The sequence below is a fragment of the Virgibacillus sp. Bac332 genome (assembly GCF_003667785.1).
Lineage (GTDB): Bacteria > Bacillota > Bacilli > Bacillales > Amphibacillaceae > Virgibacillus > Virgibacillus salarius.
The window spans coordinates 34,732-54,020 of the sequence record NZ_CP033046.1 but is presented as its reverse complement, the minus strand read 5'-3'; the positions used below and the strand labels follow the sequence as shown (position 1 = coordinate 54,020).

Sequence of the window (19,289 nt, the reverse complement as noted above, 5' to 3'; positions counted from 1 at the left end):
CCAGTTTAATCCGTATTCTTTTATGGGTACTTGTTTTCTTTTTTACACTCTTACTCACGCGGCACGGAAATGTACTTTATACGCAATGTTTAAGACATCAAAAGGACTTTTATGCTGACAACGATGATCTTTCCTTCCATGCCGGTATATGTTCTGGTAAATATTATCGATGAGAGCTTTCAAAGAAGAAAGGTGATAGAGTGAATACCCCTTCGTCTCTACTATTGCGTTTCTCGCATGATTGATACATTTGTACTCACTTCCTTCTAGTTGATACCTTTCGTAAAGGCAGTAACGGCACTGAAAAGCAATCATCGAAGAAAGAAGAATATGAATTAAAGTCCCATACAAATGACAGTAAAAGCGGTCGGTATTCATTGCCTGCACATCATCAATTTCAAATAACGATTTCCATGTTTTAAAGAGTATCTCCACTTGCCAACGCAAGGAATAGATAGGATACAAGGTTTGCTCATCCATTTCTTCTTGTGTTATATTGGTAGCAAGAATTTGGATATGATTCTTCTTGTTGGCGGATTGGGTATGCCCCCCCTTTCCGTCTTCTTTCTTTTAAATAGGTATCTCTCTGTTTTTGTTGCTCTTCGGTTAATCGTTGTACGACTACACGTGCATGAAATGTATTTTTTCCCTTAACACCTAATTGAATGAACCCATAATCCTGTATCTCTCCTGGAGCTAGATGCATGGCATCTTCTTCAGGCTTTATTTGGATTCTTCGTTGCTTGTCATCCAATGTCCAATAGGTCATATTGGCAGGAACACGAGTAATATAATAGGCTCCTGCTCGATCTATTTTTTTAAAGTGATCTCCTGAGAAATAGCCGAGGTCACGCAAGATAAGGTCCTCTTCTCCTATTGTATCTGCCAATTCTTCAGCTGCATCGTGATCACTGTCTCTTGGTCCATAGAACAACGTATGCAAAAAATTCCCTTGATACAGCTCATATTCTAATTGTATTTTCACTCCATCCCAATAACTCGCGGTGTTCTTTTTTACTTGAAAGGATGTGCCATCCAAGATACGGATCCGAGAAAAAGGATAATCAGATGGAGATGGTAACGATAACATCTGTTGTTTTTCCGCTAACCGCATAAAAACTTGTTTTAAAAAAGCCACTCCTTTCTCGTCTAATCGTTGATGTAAGGCTTGTTTAGATATGGATATTTCTGATTCACGAGAAAGGGAGGCACAGAGCTGTCCTAGCCCCTCCGTACCAACTTTTTCATGTAAGAAGGCACATATACTTAAGAAATCTTCCGGCATTATCTTCTTCAATCGTTGTACAAAACCTGATTCCCGAGCAACATTGCGAAGTTCAGAAATAGATAAAATATCGTGCACACTCTTTACAAACGAGTCAAAATGATATTGCTTAGCCATACGTAATCCCTCCAAATTATTCCATTTATAATGTCAGAATAACGAATAACTTTATGGTTTTTAAAATATCCTGCTTAACTTGACGGCTATGGGGCACGGCCTCAACTAACTTTGCAAAGAAGAACACGTTGCAAAGTGGATTTTCGGCTCGCGCAATTCCCGCAGGAGTCTACGTAATTAGTCTCCGCTATGAGAAGGTGCAACAATTCTTGTCATAAGTAATAGGTTGACTTTTTTTACAATGGGTAAAGTGAAAATCGCTATCCGTGAGTATAAAAGCAGCTGTGTTACTTCATGCTAGCGTTGTAGAGCCTGATAATATCGAAGGCCGGCCACTTCAACTCCTGTGGGAAATGTTTGACCTGAAGATCCACTTTTTTGAGCGGGTTTTGCTAAAAAATTTAGCTGAAGGACAAACCCCACGGAAAGGGAAGTGGGCAGCCGGAGTGGTGTTCAAGCAGTAGCTATTATTCCATAATAGCTACTAGAGGAAGCGTAAATCTGAGCATTTAGTGATAAGGACTGAGCGAATTTTGCTCAGGTTTTCTAAATAAAATTTGCCTATGTGGATAAATATGAGTGTGTTGAGCCGCGTCCAGCTCCAGCGCCCTGAAACGAGGACTTCACGAATCTCCCTAATCTAAGTCATCATCGGCTTGCAAGCACACCGTGATTCCTTTATCTCCGTTGTCTCGCTTCTTTTGTTACGTTTCTAATCGGGCACTTGCGCTTTTGTTCAAAAATCATAGTAGCTAGAAACATAGAATAAGTTTCTAGCTTCTAATATGGTATAATTTACTATAGTCATTCAATTTCATAAGTGCTTGCTCCCACATAATAATCGAACAATTATCACATAAAGTGAAGCCAGTATGGATAAGAGGGAGATCAACTGCCAGTAAATGTCCGATTGGTTCAAAGGCATTTAGGTCATACCCATGTGGTACTAACAATTAGTGAGGGATATATAAAATCCCCACTTTTTATTAAAGGAGGTCATAAGATGTTAGAAAATAATGACGTTTTAAGAGGTGCTGAAGAATTTTATTTCGCTGGTAATCAGACAGGAGTATTGGTAATTCATGGGTTTACTGGTTCTACTCAAAGCATGCGATTTCTAGGTGAAAAACTAGCTGAGGCAGGATTTACAGTTTTTGGTCCTCGTTTAATTGGTCATGGTACAACTCCAGAAGATATGGAAAAAACGACGTATCACGATTGGGTTCAAACGGTAGAAGCAGGACTAGAAAAATTACAATCTACCTGCACCGAAGTCTATGTAACTGGACTTTCAATGGGAGGAACATTGACACTATATCTCGCAGAAAACCATCCAGAAATAAAAGGAATTATCCCAATAAATGCGGCTACTCATATGCCAGATATGAATAAGTATTATGACAAATTATCGCAAACTGACAAGCGATTTGTTGATGGGATAGGCTCTGATATTAAAAAAGAGAACGTTAAAGAGTTAGCATATGAACAAACACCAGTAAAATCGATGGGCGAACTCAAAAAATTAGCTGAAAAAGTAAGAGACCAGCTCCCGGCTATTGAGATACCTACCTTAATCTTTTCTTCGACTGTGGATCATGTGGTTCCACCAGAAAACTCACAAGAAATCTATCGATCTATATCATCAAAGGAACGTTCTATCATTTTATTGGAGAATAGTTATCATGTTGCGACATTGGATTTTGATAAAGAATTAATTGCTGAAAAATGTGTTGAGTTTATCCAACAAACCTAATAGGTACACGGTATACAAGGAATCACCAACAGTTCTGTCATGGTGATTCCTTCTTTGTAGTCAAGGAAATTATAAAATTAGCCCAAGTGGATAAAGAGGAGGATGTTGAGCCACCGTCCAGCTCTAGCGACCATAAACGAGGCGACTTCGAAACGCCCTAATCTAAGTCATCATCGGCTTGCAAGCACACCGTGATTCCTTTATCTCCGCTGTCTCGCTTCTTTTGTTACGTTTCTAATCGGGCACTTGCGCTTTTGTTCTGTAATTAAGATAATGTGGGTATTCTCCGTATAATCCTGAAAAGCAAATATTGGTTTATATTTCCTAATCATTTACAATATTGTTAGAGAGGAGCTTGAAACATGGCGATAACCATAGGGTATATTGGATCTGAACACTCCGTAAAAACAGTTAAAACGATAGCGAGACAACATCCAACTATTCAAGTAAGAACTTATCTATATGGCAAGCCTTCGGAGATAAGTAAATTACACCGTCAAGCTGCAAAGGAGACAGACATTATATGTTTTTCTGGAATTGTATCTTTTTATTACCGTGATCGTAACTGTGAAAATAAACCATTTATCATAACACCTTTTCATGAATACATGATAGCTGCTTCTATCTTAACGTGTCTGATTAATTTTAATGCACGTATTTCCGAATTATCGATTGATTTACCTGACCGATCCATTTTGTTGGATATTCAAAACGATATAACATTTCAATTAAATCCACTACATGTGTATGATTATCAGTGGATATATAATGATTCACAAGAAAAAAAGCTATCAATTCAAGAGATAACAGCGTTTCATGAAACATTGTACATAGAAAAGCAAACAAAGATGGCAATTACAAGTATTCATTATGTTTATGATTTACTGAAAAAAAGGAATGTACCTGTCATTTATATGGTTGATACGGAAAGAAACATAGAGGAGATACTATATGAAGCAAGTAAACGAGTACTATTTTCTCAATTACAAGACGGGATGCTATCTATATTATATATTTCACTTAAAGATAAGACACCTCTTACTTTAAAGCAATTTGAAATCATAATGAATACCATTAAACCTTTACCAGGTATCGAATATTCGATAAAGAGAAAAGATAAGCTTATTTGTTATACGACAAGAGGAACCATTGAGGATTTTCTATTAACTAGGTCTAATCTTGAGTGGATAACGCAGCTTGAGTCAGACTTGGAACAAAGCTTTGCTTTTGGTGTTGGTTATGGAAAGCAGCTTTTTGAAGCGGAAGAAAATGCATTGTTAGCATTACAAACTGCTATTAATGGTATGGGGAGCAATGGTTATGTAGTCACTGATAACAAAGAACTTATCGGCCCGGTTTTTGGAGAAACTCGCCGTGAAAAGATTAGAACAACAGATCAGTGGTTACATCATGTTATTAATAAAACGAATACAAATTTAAGGACAATGCAACGATTCTTTACTTTTTTGAAGGTACATCAGTTTGGATTCTTTTCAGTTCGTGAATTAGCAATATTTTCACAAGTGTCCATTCGCACTTCAGAACGATTTGTTAAACGCTTGTATGAAGCTGGGTTAGTAGAAATCATTGGACAAGAGCAAGGGCTTAAAAAGGGTAGACCGCGCAATGTTTACAAGGTTTCCGAGGAGCTAGAAATAGAGATAAGGAAACGGGTTTAGTTGAAAACTAATCCGTTATAAATTTTCGGAAAATTTGACAAGTAATAAAAATTCCTTTATTTTTATATTTAACGACATATTAACGACGTTATAAGCTTGGAGGATAAACGATGAAAATTACAAAAGTAGATATTCATAAAATAGAGTTACCATTAAAAGAACCTTTTATTATTTCGTATGCAAGATACGATGTCATGCCAGCAATTATTGTAAAAGTGTATACAGACAATGGTCTGGTTGGATATGGTGAAAGCTTGCCAGACGAACATGTAACAGGGGAGTCCGTGCACAGTGTATTGGCAGCTCTAAAGTATCAACTAATTCCAGCTATATTAGGTAAAGATCCTAGGAATATACAACAGTTACATACCACAATGGATGGCGAGTTAGTTGGAAATGGGGCTGCTAAGGCAGCCTTGGATATTGCCTGCTATGACTTATTAGGGAAATATAGTAATCTACCAATCTATTCGCTATTAGGTGGAAGAAAGCATGAGGACCCGACCATACCTATGGTGCTTAGTATCCTAGAACCGAATGTACTTGCTAAACAAGCCAAGGAAGCAATACGAGATGGATATCATGAAATTAAAATGAAATTAGGTGTTGATTTTGAAGCAGATATAGAGCGAGTGCGAGCCGTACGTGAGGCGGTAGGTCCTAATATATTAATTCGTATCGATGTTAATCAAGGATGGGGTAGTATTCAAGTAGCTAAACAGATGATTGAGCGCTTATCTGAATTTCGAGTAACGTGGATAGAACAGCCTATTAAGGCAATGGATGTATCCTTATTTCGATCATTAAAAGAAAGCTCTAATACGCCTTTAATGGCAGACGAAAGTATGGTGTCACCGCAAGACTTAAGAACCTTGATAGAGCATCGTTCAGTGGATTATATCAATATTAAGCTAATGAAATGTGGAGGTATCTATCCGGCTTATCAGCTTGCTACACAGGCATCATTGTTTGGAATAAAATGCCAAATAGGTTCGATGGTCGAATCAAGTATCGCATCTTCTGCAGGCTTTCATGTAGCTCTAGCAAAGGAAAATATTATTTCAACTGAGCTTTCAGGTCCGACAAAGTTCACAACAGATATTGGAGATTTAACTTATTCACTTCCTAAAGTGAATATGACAGATCGACCTGGTTTAGGTATACATATCAAAGAAGACACGCTATTTCATTTAAGTAAAGCGTTTGAAGAGGTGATCATTTGATATGAAGAAGAAATGGAGGATTCCTCACACGTATGCAATCATATTTTCAATTATTATTATGGCTGCAGTTGCTACGTATCTCATTCCTGCTGGACAATATGAACGAGGTGAAGTAGGCGGGAGAGAAGTTGTAGTAGAAGATAGTTATCAACGGGTAGAGCAAACCCCTATCACCTTTTTTGAAGTGTTTACCGCAATTCCACAAGGAATGGAAAAAGGTGCTCAAATTATCTTTTATATCTTTCTTGTAGGTGGAGCGTTTGGCTGTATCAGAGCTACTGGAGCAATTGATTCGGGCATTAATAAATTAGTTTATAGGATGGAAGGCAGGGAAAGGCTTCTTATTCCAGTCATTATGCTTATATTTTCGATTTTAGGATTCACCACAGGAATGTCTGAAGAAAGTATCATATTTGTTCCAATTGGGATAGCAATTGCGCGTGCACTTGGATATGACACAATTGTGGGGACAGCAATGATTACGCTTGGTGCTGCTAGTGGATTTATCGGTGGTATGATGAACCCGTTTACAGTAGGAGTAGCACAAGGAATTGCAGAAGTGCAAATTTTCTCAGGATTCCTCTTTCGGTTCGTTGTATATTTATTTATATTATCCATTGCAATTTGGTATGTAATGCGTTATGCGAGAAGGGTTAAGCTTGATCAACGGATATCTGTAATGTATGACATTGATATACAGACAAAGCAATACGATACTGCAACGGAGCATAATAAAATAGCTATGTTCAACTTCCGCCACGGTTTAGTTTTACTCGCGCTTGGAGTCGGTGTATTCATCAATATGTATGGCGTATTTAATTGGGGATGGTTTTTAACAGAACTAGCTGCATCATTTATCATTATTGGTTTATTCTCTGGGATTATTGGTGGATTGGGCATTAATAAAACCTTTACTTCCTTTGTTGATGGGATGAAAGTTGTTGCATTTGGTGCATTAATCGTAGGTTTTGCAAGAACCATTCTTGTAGTGATGGAAAATGGAGTCATCATCGATACAATTATATATGCATTATCTAACGCCATTTCTAATCTGCCAGATACACTGAATGTCCTTGGAATGTATGTGGTGCAAATTATTCTTAATTTCTTTATTCCTTCTGGTAGTGGTCAGGCTGCAACAACTATGCCTTTGATGGTTCCACTATCAGATATATTGGGTATTGAAAGGCAGGTAGCTGTACTCGCCTTTCAATACGGTGATGCGATAAGTAATTCTATAATCCCTACTTCTGCCGCGTTAATGGGGTACTTAGCAGTAGCGGGAATCCCGTATGAAAGATGGGTCAAGTTTGTTTGGAAGCTAATATTAATCTGGCTATCTATTGCTGCAGTTGCATTAGTGATTGCGGTTATGATTGGAATAAGCTAATCAACAAGAGGAATTGGGACATAATAAAAACAATCCATTGTAAGAATGGATGATGTCTCTGGAAATATACGTAGGCGCCAGGTAAAAGCGATGTATATTTTCCAGAGTGGTTTAGTTGTACTCCATTATTTAGTTGTACGTTTATTCCTTAATTAGAATTACTTTGACGTTGCCTTTTATGCTATCTCGTTTTTCATTTTTGTTTTATTTACCTTAGAATGATACATATGAAATAGACCAATAGCTACTAAGATAATTACTGCACAGATGAGATACAGATTAGAGAATCCAATAGCTGTTACAACAATTCCCCAAATAAAGGACCCTGCAGCAATACCTGAATCATATAATATAAAGAAAGTAGATGTAGCATGCGAGCTTCTGTTATTTGGAGCAGCTTGAATTGCCATTGTTTGAAAACTTGGTAATAAAGTTCCATAACCTAGACCGATTAACGCAGCAGATAGTAGTAGCATCCAAGGTGTATTAGTGATGCTCAATGATACAAGTCCAATAGCAAAGAGAAATAAACATGGGAGTATCACAAATTTAGGACCTTTCGAATCAAATGATCTTCCGAGATATGGTCTTGATAATAGCATGACTGCTGCAAAGACGACGAAGAAATAACTCGCTGTAGAAGCAAGTCCTAAGCCGTTAGCGTATACGGAAATAAAGGACATCACACTAGCGTAAGCCAGCGCAACTAAGCTACTTATTAATGCAATTGGCATTGCTTTCATTTCTATAAAATCATGAATCGTTAACCTTTGCTTGATTGCTTTCGGAGCAACTTTTTCTTTAGGAACGTTAACCATCGCTGAATTCATAATAGCCACGATCATTAGTATTCCTAAAATTATAAATAAGTTCTGAAAGCTCGTATATTGTAATAAGGTTAAACCTATAAATGGACCGATGACAACGGCTAAGTTCATTGCCATAGCAAAATATCCAAGTCCAGCACCGCGGCGTGATGGTGGAATAATGTCGGCAGCAATCGCCCCTGTAGCAGTAGTAATAATACCAAAAGATAACCCATGGATGAATCGCAATGCTAATAATGGCATGAAGGCATCAATAATTAGATATAAAAACGAGGTGACTGCGAAGATCGTTACACTTATTAATAGTCCCCTTTTTTTCCCTGTCTTGTCTAATAGCTTCGCAGAAAAAAGGCGGACGATAATCGCTGCCAATAACATGGCGGTTACAACTAAACCACCTTCTGCTTCTGTACCACCTAAATTGTCAATCACATAGATAGGAAGAGTTGTCATTAACGTATAAAAGGATAAGAAAATGAGGAATTGTGTCATTGAAATACTTATAAAACTTTTTGTCCATATTTTTGGTTCTTGACTCATAGGTTGTTCTCTCCTGTTGCTAATTTAGTTAATAATGTATATAGTTGTACTTTTTCATCGTACGTTAGACTTGCTACCATATCGTTATCAAATTGATCCATTGTTTCTCTAACAATAGGTATCTTATTGCTAGCATAGTCGGTTAATTCGATAACGCGCTCCCGTTTATCTGTGCCTTGTTTCCGAGTAATCCAGCCGCTTCTTTCCAAACGAGATAATGTCCTTGTTACAGTAGGTGCTTCGATATTTAAGTATTTCCATATTTCTGTCTGTGTCATAGGACCAAAACGATCAATACAAAAAATAATGGACCATTGGGATGCAAATAACCCATGGTCACTAAGCCGATTGTTCATCTCTTTTGTGAAAAATCGAAATCGTTGGTTTAGTAAATGGAGCAAATCTCGATTCAATAATTCTTTCAATTGTATCACCTCATATATTTACCTAGGTAAATAATATACTTGATCATTCTATACTTTTTGTATGTATTTGTAAAGCTTAGTAATTTGATATGAATGATTACCTAACTCTTCCAATCATACTGTTGAACATTTTTCTCTGTTTCGATAACTCTATAATGGAATAAAATATCAGATTATGAGCCGTCACTTGCAGTCAACGCTTTAGCTATCTGTGAGTCCATACCATTAACCACGAAAGCAGCAGATGTTGCTGTTTTGTGGCAGTCGACGGCTCAATTTTTTTCCTTCCGCTATAAAGGGTTTTTAGAATCCATATCTCCAAGCTTTACTAAATAGATATAAAATCTGATCAAGGGGTTATCTATATAGGGTAACTGGAACATACCTCATTCTAAATTCAAACCTATTTATTCATGATAAAAAGGCACCAATTGCTCCTACATATGGGCCATTATCGAGAAATATGGGTTCATATGGAAGCATGGCTTGAAACTCGGATAATACCTTTTTTAACGGTTTGTTATACGATAAGGTACTACCAGTAAACACGATTTTATCCGTTTGATTGGCCATGGCTGCTTGTGACGCCAACAGAATCGTACTTTCACCAATTAATTGTGTAAGACTAGCCAGATAATCAGCAGAAGTGGCTTCATTTGCCTGCTGGACTTTACCAAAGTTGGCAGCTGTTAAATTCCTTTCAAGAGGTGATTCCGTGGATGTATAAATATCGTTTACCAATACATCACTATTTTTATGATTGCCGATCTGACTCAATTGAACAAGCTCATTATAGTCAGATTTACCGCTTAATAGATAGCCAAGTCCCATAAAGATACCTCCACCAATTCCACTCCCGAATAGACGAGTGAAATTATTTCTGCTCACTAAAAAATAAGAGGTTCCAGTACCAATACTTACGAGGATATATTTTTCTAGTAAAGTCTCTTTTTCTTGTTGTAATAGATAATTTGTACCTTTGCAAACAGCTGTAAATTCATCAATGACAATAGCGCTTGTTGGTAAATCGTTTTGTAATTCCCTACTACCACCACCGGTTAAATAAATGGAGGTATTTGTAGAGGGAAGCCAATTAATTACTTGTTTCTTCATGTGGTTGGAGAATAATTTAACGTGTAACGATCCTTCATGGTAATAAGCAATTTTAATTAAAGAACCACCTGCATCTATTCCTATTTTTAGTGGCAATACTTCACTTCCTTTCAATAGATAATTGTTATTATTTTACTAATATGAAGGTAAGGTAGCCATTAATATGATTCACTATACTGCATTTATAAAAACGTATTTTACTATAAGTAACGGTGTAATTGATTCAGAAATGCGTAATAGAAGTATTTATTTCGATTTAATATATCTTCTTCCATTAAGTTTATCCTACATATAACTGGCAAAAGACCCTCACTTCAAGCAAGTGAAACCAATTCTGGATAAACAAAATCCCTAACTGATTGAAGTTTCACTTTATAAGCTAAAAGTCCTTTATTTAAACAAGAAATTTTTAATCCATTGCAGCTTATATCGATTTTTGTAGAAAATTCTGATTTATGTATGTGTTTATACCTATAATTGGATTTGAAGTTAGTTTTTAATCCAAGGCTTAAAACTATTATACTATTTTAAAAATAGTATAATTTTCAGATTTTAATAGAAGGTCAATTTGTTACTATAGTATCAAAGAGGGAGTAAATAAATGTTAATGATAGATAAGTAATAATACGAAAGGATAGTTGGTCGTGAAAAAACGATTACTATGGGGCGTTTGTATCATTCTCTTTACAACGGGTGCAACTTGGCATATGAGTGCTTCGGCTGATCGAGGAGAGGAACATTGGTTAACAGATTACTTTGAAACGGTTGAAGGAATCAACCAGTGGTTGAAAGAGAAGAGTTTAAGTGTAAAGCGATCTCTTCTTGAAGAAAAAGAACAAACGATTAAGAACAAAGCAGATCGGTTAACACAGCTATCAAAACGTGTTAGTTCCAAAAATAAAAAGGAGATTAATCAATATTTACAATCTTATTACGTCCGTTTACAAGAATCAAAGGAGAACCTAGAGGGTGACGTATTGAAAGCCTATGAGGTTAGAAAAAAATTGGAGATTCATACTGAGATTAAGGAAGATGTTACTTCGTCTTTACAAGATTGGTTATATGATTAGGGATCTATCATATGATTTCTATCAAATATAAAAGAAAAGAAGGGGAGTATGTAGAATGAAGCTAGGTTTACGTACACTAAAAGGAAAGATAGCTGCTGGTATTATTGGTGTTGGTGTTTTATCTGGTGCGGGGATAGTATTTGCTAATACGGATGCAGGATCAGCATTACGTGAATGGTACAATGCTATGTTTAATGATTCGGTAGAGAGAATTGAAGACGAGGTAACTGCTTATGGGGAGGGAAAATTACCGGAGCTTGAGGCTGAGTATGAGCAGTTAAAAAGTGATGCCTCTCTCGATATTGATTTAACAAGAGTAGAAGAAACAAATGCTTCGTTAGAGGAAATAGTTGCGACAAAGCTAGAGCATATCGAGTCACTTGATAGCGAAGCGCAGCAGATACTAGAAGATATGGGATTGCAATTTTATAATGTTTTAATTGATGGTTATTTAGAAATTGAACGTTTACAAGAAGAAGGTTTAAATTATGCTACGGAAGATTTAACAGCATATACTGGAGAAGTTGGGCAATCAGCAGTTAATCAAGTAACTACAGACTTAACAGAGGCTAAAGAAACAGCTGTAGCTGAGCTAGAGGCAGCTGTGCAAAATGCACAAGAGCAACTAGAAGCAGAATTGGCTTCAAATGAGGAAATTACAATTAGGAACTTAAAAAATCAAGTCGATTGGGCTATTGAAGATCTTCGTGAGTTAGTAACGGAATTATTAGCAGGATTAGTTGAAGAACAACAAGTTATTATTACGGAAACAGCACAGGCTCTTGAAGATGAAGCAAAAGCAGCTCTTGATGAAGTTATATCTGGTATTCATCAATAATTATCTATTCTGTTGAAATAGATAGATGCTAAGGAGGGAAAGCAGTTGTTAAACAGAATCCAAACTCGAAAACAAAAAAGGCGCCAAAGCCGAATAAGAATAGTGATCATTGTAATTATATCTGTAACCTTAATGGGAGGAAGTTTTACAGCTGTTTTCGCTGATCAAGACATTAATGGTTTACTTACTAGTTGGTTTCAACAGAAAAAGGATGAATCTATTGAAAAAATAGATGCTGCTATCTTAGCAGAGCAACAACAACAAACAAAGCGTTTGGAAGAAGCATTAAAAGTAGAAATTGCGAAAGCTGAACAGAGACTGGATGAAAAGGTAGAGAATGAGATTTTAGAGCGAACAAAGGCTTTGCAGCAATATTCAAATCAGCTTATCCAGTCCATGAGAGAAAGCAAAACGAAAGAATTGGATCAAGCCATACTTTCAGAGCTTGATCAAATCGTCCAAGAGGCAAAAGCTAAAATGGAGAATATAAAAGATACTCCAGCAACGAATGAAGAGAGTAATACGCAACCATAAGTAATGGAAAAAAATCCTGCTGAACGAGCAGGATTTTTTATGCTTCGGGGATTTTTATAATAAATAGATCGTTCATTAAGATGAATTTATTTCAATTTGTTTTACGTTAGTATATTAATTATAGTAAGTGCTTTATATGGTCAACTTACTATTTATCCCCCCACAATAACCTACTTCAGGCAAAAAGAGAAGCCACTATTGGTAAGTGGGGCGACTGCCAGTAAATGTCCGATTGGCTCTAAGGCCTTTAGGTCATACCCCTGTGGTACTAACGATCGCGGGGGATAAACAAAACTATAGCTGATTGAAGTGTCACTTTTAAAACAGCAAAAGGTTTACTTGAATGATACACCTACTTCTTTTATATTTAGAAAATAAACTGAACAGATCAGCTTGCAGAGGAGGAATTTTATGAAACGAAATATCGTCATTCAAAAGATAACAGAGATGGATGCGTTAGAAAGTATTCTTCATTTAGAAAATCAAATTTGGGGAAATGCAACTCCTGTACATCAAACCTACACAGCGATAAATAATGGAGGGCTAATGTTAGGAGCATACGATGGAGATAAATTAATTGGTTTTTCCTATAGCTTTACTGGCTATGATGGGCAGGAAGTGTATTTATATTCACATATGCTAGGTTTACTACCTGATTATCGGAAGGCAGGCCTAGGAGAAAGGATGAAGCGTAAGCAAGCTGAGATTGCTGATCAAATGGGGTATGAGAAAATGATTTGGACCTTTGATCCATTGCAAAGTTTAAATGCTTACTTAAATATGAATAAATTAGGGGCGACTGGTGTCAAGTATAAGGAAAATTACTATGGAGATATGGATGATGGATTGAACCGGGGGATGGCAACAGATCGTATTATTATAGAATGGCATTGGAATGAGGATAAAAGCTTAGAGAACGTCCAGACAGTAATTGAAGAACAAGTACTCCTATTAGAAAAAGAAGGAATGCCAATTAGTAACCTGCATGCCGATCAGAATTTAAAGGAGAATGCATATTTTGTCTCTGTGCCAAATAATATACAAGAAATAAAAAGCAATCAGTTAGAACTGGCAATTGACTGGCGAATGAAAACAAGAGCGGTGTTTAATTGTTTGTTTAAGCAAGGATATCGAGCTAAAGGATTTATAAGGGATGATAATAAAAAGATTGGTTATTATTGTTTTCAAAAGAAATAATAATCCAAGTATATAATTAGAAAAAAACCTTAAATACAATGGTGTTTAAGGTTTTTTTCGTTAACACTAGATGATTATTAAAAATTTGTATATAACGCACCATATCTTTTTTTATAATCGTCTAATATATATGGAAGGGGGGAGTAAGGTTTGTTTAATGAGAAAGAGATTTTAAGTGAATCTGATACTAATGAAATTCTATTAGAAGAACTTATGGGGTTATATGGAGATGAGTTAAAACGAATTGCTTATTTGTATGTAAATGATATCTCGCAAAGTGAGGATATTGTTCAAGAAGTTTTTATATCTTGTTATAAGAATTTTCACCGTTTTAATAAAAAATCAAGCTATAAAACATGGTTATATAGGATCACGATTAATAAGTGTAAGGATTATCAACGGAAATGGAGCTTTAGAAATATAGTTTATAAACCTGTCATTAGTACAATAAAAGGACTATTAATTCATGAGGAAGTAGAAAAACAATAGCAATCAAATGAATTAGTTCGGTTAATTGCACAGCTTCCAATTAAATATAAGGATGTTCTTATTTTATATTATTATAAGCAAATGTCTTTAAAGGAGATTAGTACGATTAATGGTTTAAAAATGAATACAGTCAAATCAAGATTAGTTAGAGGAAGGAAATTATTAAAAAGAGAATTAGTAGAGAGGGGGATATATGATGAGTGAGTTTGATAATCATATTAAAAAAGAAATACAGAAATATTTAAACAAGAATATTCATTTTACTACTAATGATGAACAAGAAATTCTAAGAAAAAAGAAGAAAAAGCAGTATTCGTTATATGTCTCGTCACTAGTTTTTGCGCTTATATTAGTATTTCTATTAATCGGGCCTGTACTTAAAGATGAAGTAATAGACAATAAGATTTATGAATTTTCTCCTGCTCCTTTTTCTACAAAGATGCAATCCAGTAAGAAATTAATAGAAAGAGAAGACAATATGAAAGAGAAAGAACCTAAACAGAATGAAGTTGACAAGGAAGTCGCTAAAAATAAAGATGAGTCTGACGAAAAAGAAAATGCAATAGAAACAAATGATCAGAAGGATCAAGAGAATCAATCTGCGGATCAAAATGGTAATAAGGAACATCAAGAAGATCAAGAAAAACAATCTACGAATCAGACTGATAATAAACATCAGAAAGATCAAGAAAGTGAATCAACGGATAAAGAGCAAAATGAACCTTCCATTTCGGATAAGGAAAAAGAAGTTATACTTCATAAACTAAGGCAATTTAATTCGAGCATTGATGTAGTTATTGCAGAATTAGAACCAGAATCCTATAAATTTAAAAACACATTTGTTGTTAAAGAAGATGTGTATACACGCTTAAATAATATGATGACAAGAAATGTTGCAGAACAGATATGGTCTAACCGCCTAGAAGAAAAAAGCGATGGCTTATATTTAATTCCTATGGATGGCGAACCTGACTTCCGGGAGGGGGAAGAATATAGTATTACAAAACTCTCCAGTACTAAATTTAAAGTGACACAGACAGCAGTTGCTGATTTATATGGACACTACAAAGTGCTATTCATAGTAAGTAACATTGAAAATCAGTGGAAAATTAGCGATTATAAATGGTCTAGTTTATAAAAATATTAATAATTTTGTTAATAGCTTATAACGAGAAGTGAAAAAAGCGCTTAATCCTCTCGAGGATTGAGCATCCAAATAAAAAATAGGACTTCTTCACTTTCATGTATAAACCTGCTATAAGTAAGTTGATAAAATTATAAATAAAGGGAATTTAAAAAAAGAGAGGATGGGTAATAACTAAAGCAGACCATTATAAGATAAAGCATGCATTACTGTCTCTGGTAACTATATGAAGCGCATTTCTATAAATCAGAGGGTAATTATAGCGAGTTCCTTGTGGAAATCAGATTTTTTTAAATTATCTATGTACTTTTTGTGTTCGTTAACGTAAATTTATTAATAGGATGATAGGTGATATCTATTAAATTGTACAATGGGATTAGTTTATCTCACATATTATTGGTAGTAAGACTCCCACTTCAAGCAATCAAGTAAAACCAATATGGGAAGTGGGATCAACTCAAGGAAATGTCCGATTCGTTAAAGGGCCTTGAGGTCATACTCTTATGGTACGAACCATCAGTGGGGGGAACAAAACCTCCAACTGGTTGAGTAAAAGTAGAATTGCGTGAGGAACAAATATCTTTCTTCATTTTGTCATATCACATACAGATTGTTCAACTGTACAAAGACCGTTAAGATAGGAACTGGCTCACAAAAACATTTCATTCTGTTGAATGAGATGTTTTTTTAGATAGATAAGAAAATGACGAGAACAAAAATAAATAAAAATGCCACTATCCACTTTGTTCATTCGATAATAGGATTAAATAGAGTTGTTAGGGGGATAAAGATGGTTAAAGGAAAAAAGGCTCTCCATATGACCTTTGAAGAGATTGTTGAACAGAATGAACGCAGAATCCATTACCATATTCATAAACTTCATATTAATGATCCGCATCAGGAATTCTATCAAGAGGGGCTTGTTGCCATGTGGAACGCTTATGAGAACTATAAGCCAGATAAAGGACCATTAGCTACCTATTTTAATTATACCATTCGTAATCGTATGATCGATTTAATTCGAAAGAAAACAAGAGAAAGAGAAAATGACGATACGTATGAAGCTCATCAGTTCCTTAAAAGAACACATGGTAATTATGTTCGCGCTGGCGGTAGAATGTATCCAATAAGTAATCAGGAAACGGAGTACTTTCATGAAAACACAGACTTAGAAGATATAAAAAAAGAACTAACGGAAAATCAATGGAAATGGGTATTGTTGTTTATTGTTAAGGATTTATCGATAAAAGAGATCGCGGACAGAGAAGGTGTTTCCACCGATGCGGTGAAAAGCTGGGGAAGAGAGGTGAGAAGAAAACTACGTTCAGCAGCACTAGATTATTGACAAATAAGGATAAGACGCTGAGACAAAAGAATGAAGAAACAATAAAAAACGAACAATGATTAGTTGAAATGTTCGTTTTTTGCACAGAATCATTCATTTAGCACCTGAAATAAGCGAGACTCCGGCGGGAACAGCACGAGACCGAAGATCCACTTGGCAACGTGTTTTTCTTTACCGAGTTAGCTATGGGCCGTGCCCGCGGAAAGCGCGTATGTTTTCACGGTGCGGCGATGATACTCCTATTGATAACATGATTATTCGTATTTTAAGTAAAGAAGTTGTGTTTTGTCCCAGCCTTAAGGTTTAATGCTGATATACTTCCTTGATCGCTTCAAACAAGATGTGAACCCCATTCATTAACGCATCCTTATTAAAGGTCATATAAGGGTGATGAAGACCAGGGGATAAATCACAGCCTAAGCCAAGCATCGTCGCTTTTAGCTCTGGTCTTTTTATTGTATAAAAGTGGAAATCATCTCCGCCTGGTGTTACTAGTGGTGGATCTACGTTTTCAGTACCGAGTACTTTTTTGATTGCTTCTCTCATAATAGAAGTAGCCTGTTCATTTGTTCTTGCAGCTGCAATACCTTCTGTACTTGTTAATTTAATTTCTACATCATATAAATTTTTGATTGCTTCGAAAATATTTAGTACTTTATTGTCAAGTTCATCCATAATTTCATTTGATTGCGCCCGCATATCCAGTGAAAATGAAGCATTCCCTGGAATTATATTTGAACTCTTTCCACCTGCTTGGAAATTTGTCATTTTAACAGAATGGGGAACTCTTGGGTCCAAATGAATTTTACTTAAAAGATTAACAATTTGTGCACCGACCTCAATCGCATTAATATTTAAATGTGGCCTTGCTCCATGGGCATCATGTCCTCTTATTTCTGCACTGTACATCTTTGTTGCTCCATGAACGATTACTGGGGTAGCATTTCCCATTTTACATTCTTGCTGAGGGCGAAGATGAACACCAAATAGATATTCAACATTATCAACAGCACCTTTTTCTACCATCTTCAATGCTCCAGCACCTTTTTCCTCAGCAGGTTGAAAGATAAATCTTATTGCAATTTGCTTATGCAGCTCAGGTGACTGCTGTAGCTTCCATAGTAAACCTAATACCATTGCCATGTGGGCATCATGTCCACATGAATGATTGGCTTGGAAGCTGCCGTCAACTTCTTGCCAAAGAGCATCAATATCTGCACGAACAGCTACAATCGGCAAATTATCTTTAAAGTTTCCATATTCACCTACTACCCCAGTATGATCTACGAATGTGTTAACATTGCACCCATTTTCTTTTAAGATATTAGCAATATACTTTGTTGTTTCCACCTCTTCCCAGCTTATTTCTGCATGTTGATGTAAATAGTTAAATGTATCTTTAACCTGTTTTTCTAAGTCTTTCATGTTAATCTTCTCCATCCTTTATAAAGTATTTATAAGTTGATTTAATTTTCCCTCTCTTTTCTACACGTTCCACGACTTCAAATAATAAAGCGTTAACAATTGCTATGGTAACAGGTCCTTTACTGAATAACGTATTTTGACTAACTGAAATAGGAATGGTTATATCTGCATGTTCCACAACCGGTGAAACTCTAGAATCGGTTATTGCAATGACTTTAATACCTTTCTCCTTTGCTTCTTCTGCTAGGCGTATGGTATCAATGGCATATCTGTAAAATGAGAAAACAATGATACAAGATTTAACAGGTAATAGATCAAGCAAACCAGCATCCGTCTCCGGTCTATATAGGTCGGCATTTCCTAAAATATAATTTAAATTAAAGTAAAACCAATGCGCAAATGTAAAGGAGTGGTGGTAACCAGCAACGACAACTTTTTCGCTATTAATAATCGCTTCGATAATCTTTTCCATGTCATCAATGGCAATCTTCTCCATATTATTTTGCAGTATGCTTATGTCCTTTAGCATACTTTCGACATAATAGTTGCTCATTTCCTGTAGTTTTTCATCGGATTGTTGTTTGACCTCTAATAAGTGTTTTCTTACATCCTTTTGCAGAGAACTATAACCACTATAACCAATCGAATGACAGAAGCGAATAACCATTGTTTCACTAACACTAATTATTTCTCCTACTCTTTTGGCTGGGTGAATGGCAAATACCATAGGATTAGAGAGTAAAGCATCGGCGACTTTCTTTAGACCCTTTGTAAGGTTCGAAAATTCTAATTCTGTTTTTCTTACATAATTAGCCGTCAAAAGAATTCACCTTCTTTTTTTAAAGTTTTTCCAATATTTTATATTGCAATAAATTATATCCTTTATTATAATACA

Annotated in this window: 21 protein-coding genes; 13 read left to right on the top strand and 8 right to left on the bottom strand. The window is 35.8% G+C overall.

Translation table 11 applies throughout. The annotated features are described in order from the left end of the window. Positions 1 to 54: 54 nt before the first annotated feature. Both D9782_RS23715 and D9782_RS00220 read right to left on the bottom strand, forming a co-directional pair. On the bottom strand, positions 55 to 480 hold the full coding sequence (locus tag D9782_RS23715) for a transposase (protein WP_256365761.1): 426 nt from the start codon (positions 478 to 480) through the stop codon (positions 55 to 57). Then, positions 473 to 1,402, bottom strand: coding sequence for an IS4 family transposase (locus D9782_RS00220; protein WP_121603742.1), 930 nt, complete (start codon positions 1,400 to 1,402; stop codon positions 473 to 475). Before D9782_RS00220 ends, D9782_RS23715 begins: the two co-directional genes overlap by 8 nt. Positions 1,403 to 1,668: 266 nt before the next feature. Between D9782_RS00220 and D9782_RS00215 the strand changes: the two genes are divergently transcribed. Next, entirely contained in the window at positions 1,669 to 1,866 is a 198-nt protein-coding gene (locus tag D9782_RS00215) for a hypothetical protein (protein WP_121603741.1), read from the top strand. 309 nt (positions 1,867 to 2,175) lie between these two features. Here the strand turns inward: D9782_RS00215 and D9782_RS22620 are convergent, their stop codons facing one another. Beyond that, positions 2,176 to 2,355 carry a hypothetical protein gene (locus D9782_RS22620; RefSeq protein ID WP_162986292.1) on the bottom strand — a complete coding sequence of 60 codons (180 nt, stop codon included), beginning with the start codon at positions 2,353 to 2,355 and terminating at the stop codon, positions 2,176 to 2,178. Between the two features lie 50 nt (positions 2,356 to 2,405). On the opposite strand from D9782_RS22620, the gene D9782_RS00210 reads away from it, so the two are divergent. The 4 genes from D9782_RS00210 to D9782_RS00195 all read left to right on the top strand — a co-directional run bounded on the left by D9782_RS00210 (position 2,406) and on the right by D9782_RS00195 (position 7,447). Further along, the gene (locus D9782_RS00210) at positions 2,406 to 3,155 is read left to right on the top strand and encodes an alpha/beta hydrolase (protein ID WP_026682267.1); all 750 of its coding nucleotides are present in this window, start codon (positions 2,406 to 2,408) and stop codon (positions 3,153 to 3,155) included. Positions 3,156 to 3,517: 362 nt separating this feature from the next. Beyond that, a complete protein-coding gene (locus tag D9782_RS00205) occupies positions 3,518 to 4,834 on the top strand; it encodes a hypothetical protein (RefSeq protein ID WP_121603740.1) in 1,317 nt (438 codons plus the stop codon). A 110-nt stretch (positions 4,835 to 4,944) separates the two neighbouring features. After that, positions 4,945 to 6,057 carry a mandelate racemase/muconate lactonizing enzyme family protein gene (locus D9782_RS00200; protein WP_026682269.1) on the top strand — a complete coding sequence of 371 codons (1,113 nt, stop codon included), beginning with the start codon at positions 4,945 to 4,947 and terminating at the stop codon, positions 6,055 to 6,057. A 1-nt stretch (position 6,058) separates the two neighbouring features. After that, positions 6,059 to 7,447, top strand: coding sequence for a YfcC family protein (locus tag D9782_RS00195; RefSeq protein ID WP_121603739.1), 1,389 nt, complete (start codon positions 6,059 to 6,061; stop codon positions 7,445 to 7,447). A 176-nt stretch (positions 7,448 to 7,623) separates the two neighbouring features. Here D9782_RS00195 and D9782_RS00190 read toward each other — a convergent pair whose 3' ends face one another. The 3 genes from D9782_RS00190 to coaW form a co-directional block, all read right to left on the bottom strand. Further along, complete coding sequence (locus tag D9782_RS00190; protein ID WP_026682271.1) at positions 7,624 to 8,814, bottom strand: MFS transporter; 1,191 nt, start codon at positions 8,812 to 8,814, stop codon at positions 7,624 to 7,626. Continuing rightward, entirely contained in the window at positions 8,811 to 9,248 is a 438-nt protein-coding gene (locus D9782_RS00185) for a MarR family winged helix-turn-helix transcriptional regulator (protein ID WP_371413979.1), read from the bottom strand. Before D9782_RS00185 ends, D9782_RS00190 begins: the two co-directional genes overlap by 4 nt. Positions 9,249 to 9,650: 402 nt before the next feature. Further along, positions 9,651 to 10,448 carry a type II pantothenate kinase gene (gene coaW / locus D9782_RS00180; protein WP_051388392.1) on the bottom strand — a complete coding sequence of 266 codons (798 nt, stop codon included), beginning with the start codon at positions 10,446 to 10,448 and terminating at the stop codon, positions 9,651 to 9,653. Positions 10,449 to 10,996: 548 nt separating this feature from the next. On the opposite strand from coaW, the gene D9782_RS00175 reads away from it, so the two are divergent. The 8 genes from D9782_RS00175 (at position 10,997) to D9782_RS00140 (ending at position 16,969) form a co-directional block, all read left to right on the top strand. Beyond that, positions 10,997 to 11,422, top strand: coding sequence for a hypothetical protein (locus tag D9782_RS00175; RefSeq protein WP_121603738.1), 426 nt, complete (start codon positions 10,997 to 10,999; stop codon positions 11,420 to 11,422). Between the two features lie 55 nt (positions 11,423 to 11,477). Then, complete coding sequence (locus D9782_RS00170; protein WP_121603737.1) at positions 11,478 to 12,260, top strand: hypothetical protein; 783 nt, start codon at positions 11,478 to 11,480, stop codon at positions 12,258 to 12,260. A gap of 45 nt (positions 12,261 to 12,305) precedes the next feature. Next, positions 12,306 to 12,794: a hypothetical protein gene (locus D9782_RS00165; RefSeq protein WP_121603736.1), complete on the top strand. Its 489-nt coding sequence runs from the start codon at positions 12,306 to 12,308 to the stop codon at positions 12,792 to 12,794. A 411-nt stretch (positions 12,795 to 13,205) separates the two neighbouring features. Then, positions 13,206 to 13,991, top strand: a complete 786-nt coding sequence (locus D9782_RS00160; RefSeq protein ID WP_026679584.1) for a GNAT family N-acetyltransferase — start codon at positions 13,206 to 13,208, stop codon at positions 13,989 to 13,991. Between the two features lie 150 nt (positions 13,992 to 14,141). Further along, positions 14,142 to 14,480 carry a sigma-70 family RNA polymerase sigma factor gene (locus D9782_RS00155; protein ID WP_121603735.1) on the top strand — a complete coding sequence of 113 codons (339 nt, stop codon included), beginning with the start codon at positions 14,142 to 14,144 and terminating at the stop codon, positions 14,478 to 14,480. A gap of 24 nt (positions 14,481 to 14,504) precedes the next feature. Continuing rightward, positions 14,505 to 14,684 (top strand): sigma factor-like helix-turn-helix DNA-binding protein, encoded by a 180-nt coding sequence (locus D9782_RS23895; RefSeq protein ID WP_121603734.1) that lies wholly within the window; start codon positions 14,505 to 14,507, stop codon positions 14,682 to 14,684. Further along, positions 14,677 to 15,618: a hypothetical protein gene (locus D9782_RS00145; RefSeq protein WP_121603733.1), complete on the top strand. Its 942-nt coding sequence runs from the start codon at positions 14,677 to 14,679 to the stop codon at positions 15,616 to 15,618. Before D9782_RS23895 ends, D9782_RS00145 begins: the two co-directional genes overlap by 8 nt. Before the next feature lie 796 nt (positions 15,619 to 16,414). Then, the gene (locus D9782_RS00140) at positions 16,415 to 16,969 is read left to right on the top strand and encodes a sigma-70 family RNA polymerase sigma factor (protein WP_226983551.1); all 555 of its coding nucleotides are present in this window, start codon (positions 16,415 to 16,417) and stop codon (positions 16,967 to 16,969) included. A gap of 303 nt (positions 16,970 to 17,272) precedes the next feature. Here the strand turns inward: D9782_RS00140 and D9782_RS00135 are convergent, their stop codons facing one another. Beyond that, entirely contained in the window at positions 17,273 to 18,394 is a 1,122-nt protein-coding gene (locus D9782_RS00135; RefSeq protein ID WP_121603732.1) for a M20 peptidase aminoacylase family protein, read from the bottom strand. Position 18,395: 1 nt separating this feature from the next. Then, positions 18,396 to 19,214, bottom strand: a complete 819-nt coding sequence (locus tag D9782_RS00130; protein ID WP_121603731.1) for a MurR/RpiR family transcriptional regulator — start codon at positions 19,212 to 19,214, stop codon at positions 18,396 to 18,398. Positions 19,215 to 19,289: the final 75 nt, after the last annotated feature.

Coding starts and splice junctions, on each gene's coding strand:
- D9782_RS00220 (WP_121603742.1), bottom strand. CDS start 1,402: ATGGCTAAGCAATATCATTTTGACTCGTTTGTAAAGAGTGTGCACGAT.
- D9782_RS00160 (WP_026679584.1), top strand. CDS start 13,206: ATGAAACGAAATATCGTCATTCAAAAGATAACAGAGATGGATGCGTTA.
- D9782_RS00140 (WP_226983551.1), top strand. CDS start 16,415: ATGGTTAAAGGAAAAAAGGCTCTCCATATGACCTTTGAAGAGATTGTT.
- D9782_RS00210 (WP_026682267.1), top strand. CDS start 2,406: ATGTTAGAAAATAATGACGTTTTAAGAGGTGCTGAAGAATTTTATTTC.
- D9782_RS00190 (WP_026682271.1), bottom strand. CDS start 8,814: ATGAGTCAAGAACCAAAAATATGGACAAAAAGTTTTATAAGTATTTCA.
- D9782_RS23715 (WP_256365761.1), bottom strand. CDS start 480: ATGGATGAGCAAACCTTGTATCCTATCTATTCCTTGCGTTGGCAAGTG.
- D9782_RS00195 (WP_121603739.1), top strand. CDS start 6,059: ATGAAGAAGAAATGGAGGATTCCTCACACGTATGCAATCATATTTTCA.
- D9782_RS00200 (WP_026682269.1), top strand. CDS start 4,945: ATGAAAATTACAAAAGTAGATATTCATAAAATAGAGTTACCATTAAAA.
- D9782_RS00170 (WP_121603737.1), top strand. CDS start 11,478: ATGAAGCTAGGTTTACGTACACTAAAAGGAAAGATAGCTGCTGGTATT.
- D9782_RS00135 (WP_121603732.1), bottom strand. CDS start 18,394: ATGAAAGACTTAGAAAAACAGGTTAAAGATACATTTAACTATTTACAT.
- D9782_RS00205 (WP_121603740.1), top strand. CDS start 3,518: ATGGCGATAACCATAGGGTATATTGGATCTGAACACTCCGTAAAAACA.
- D9782_RS00145 (WP_121603733.1), top strand. CDS start 14,677: ATGAGTGAGTTTGATAATCATATTAAAAAAGAAATACAGAAATATTTA.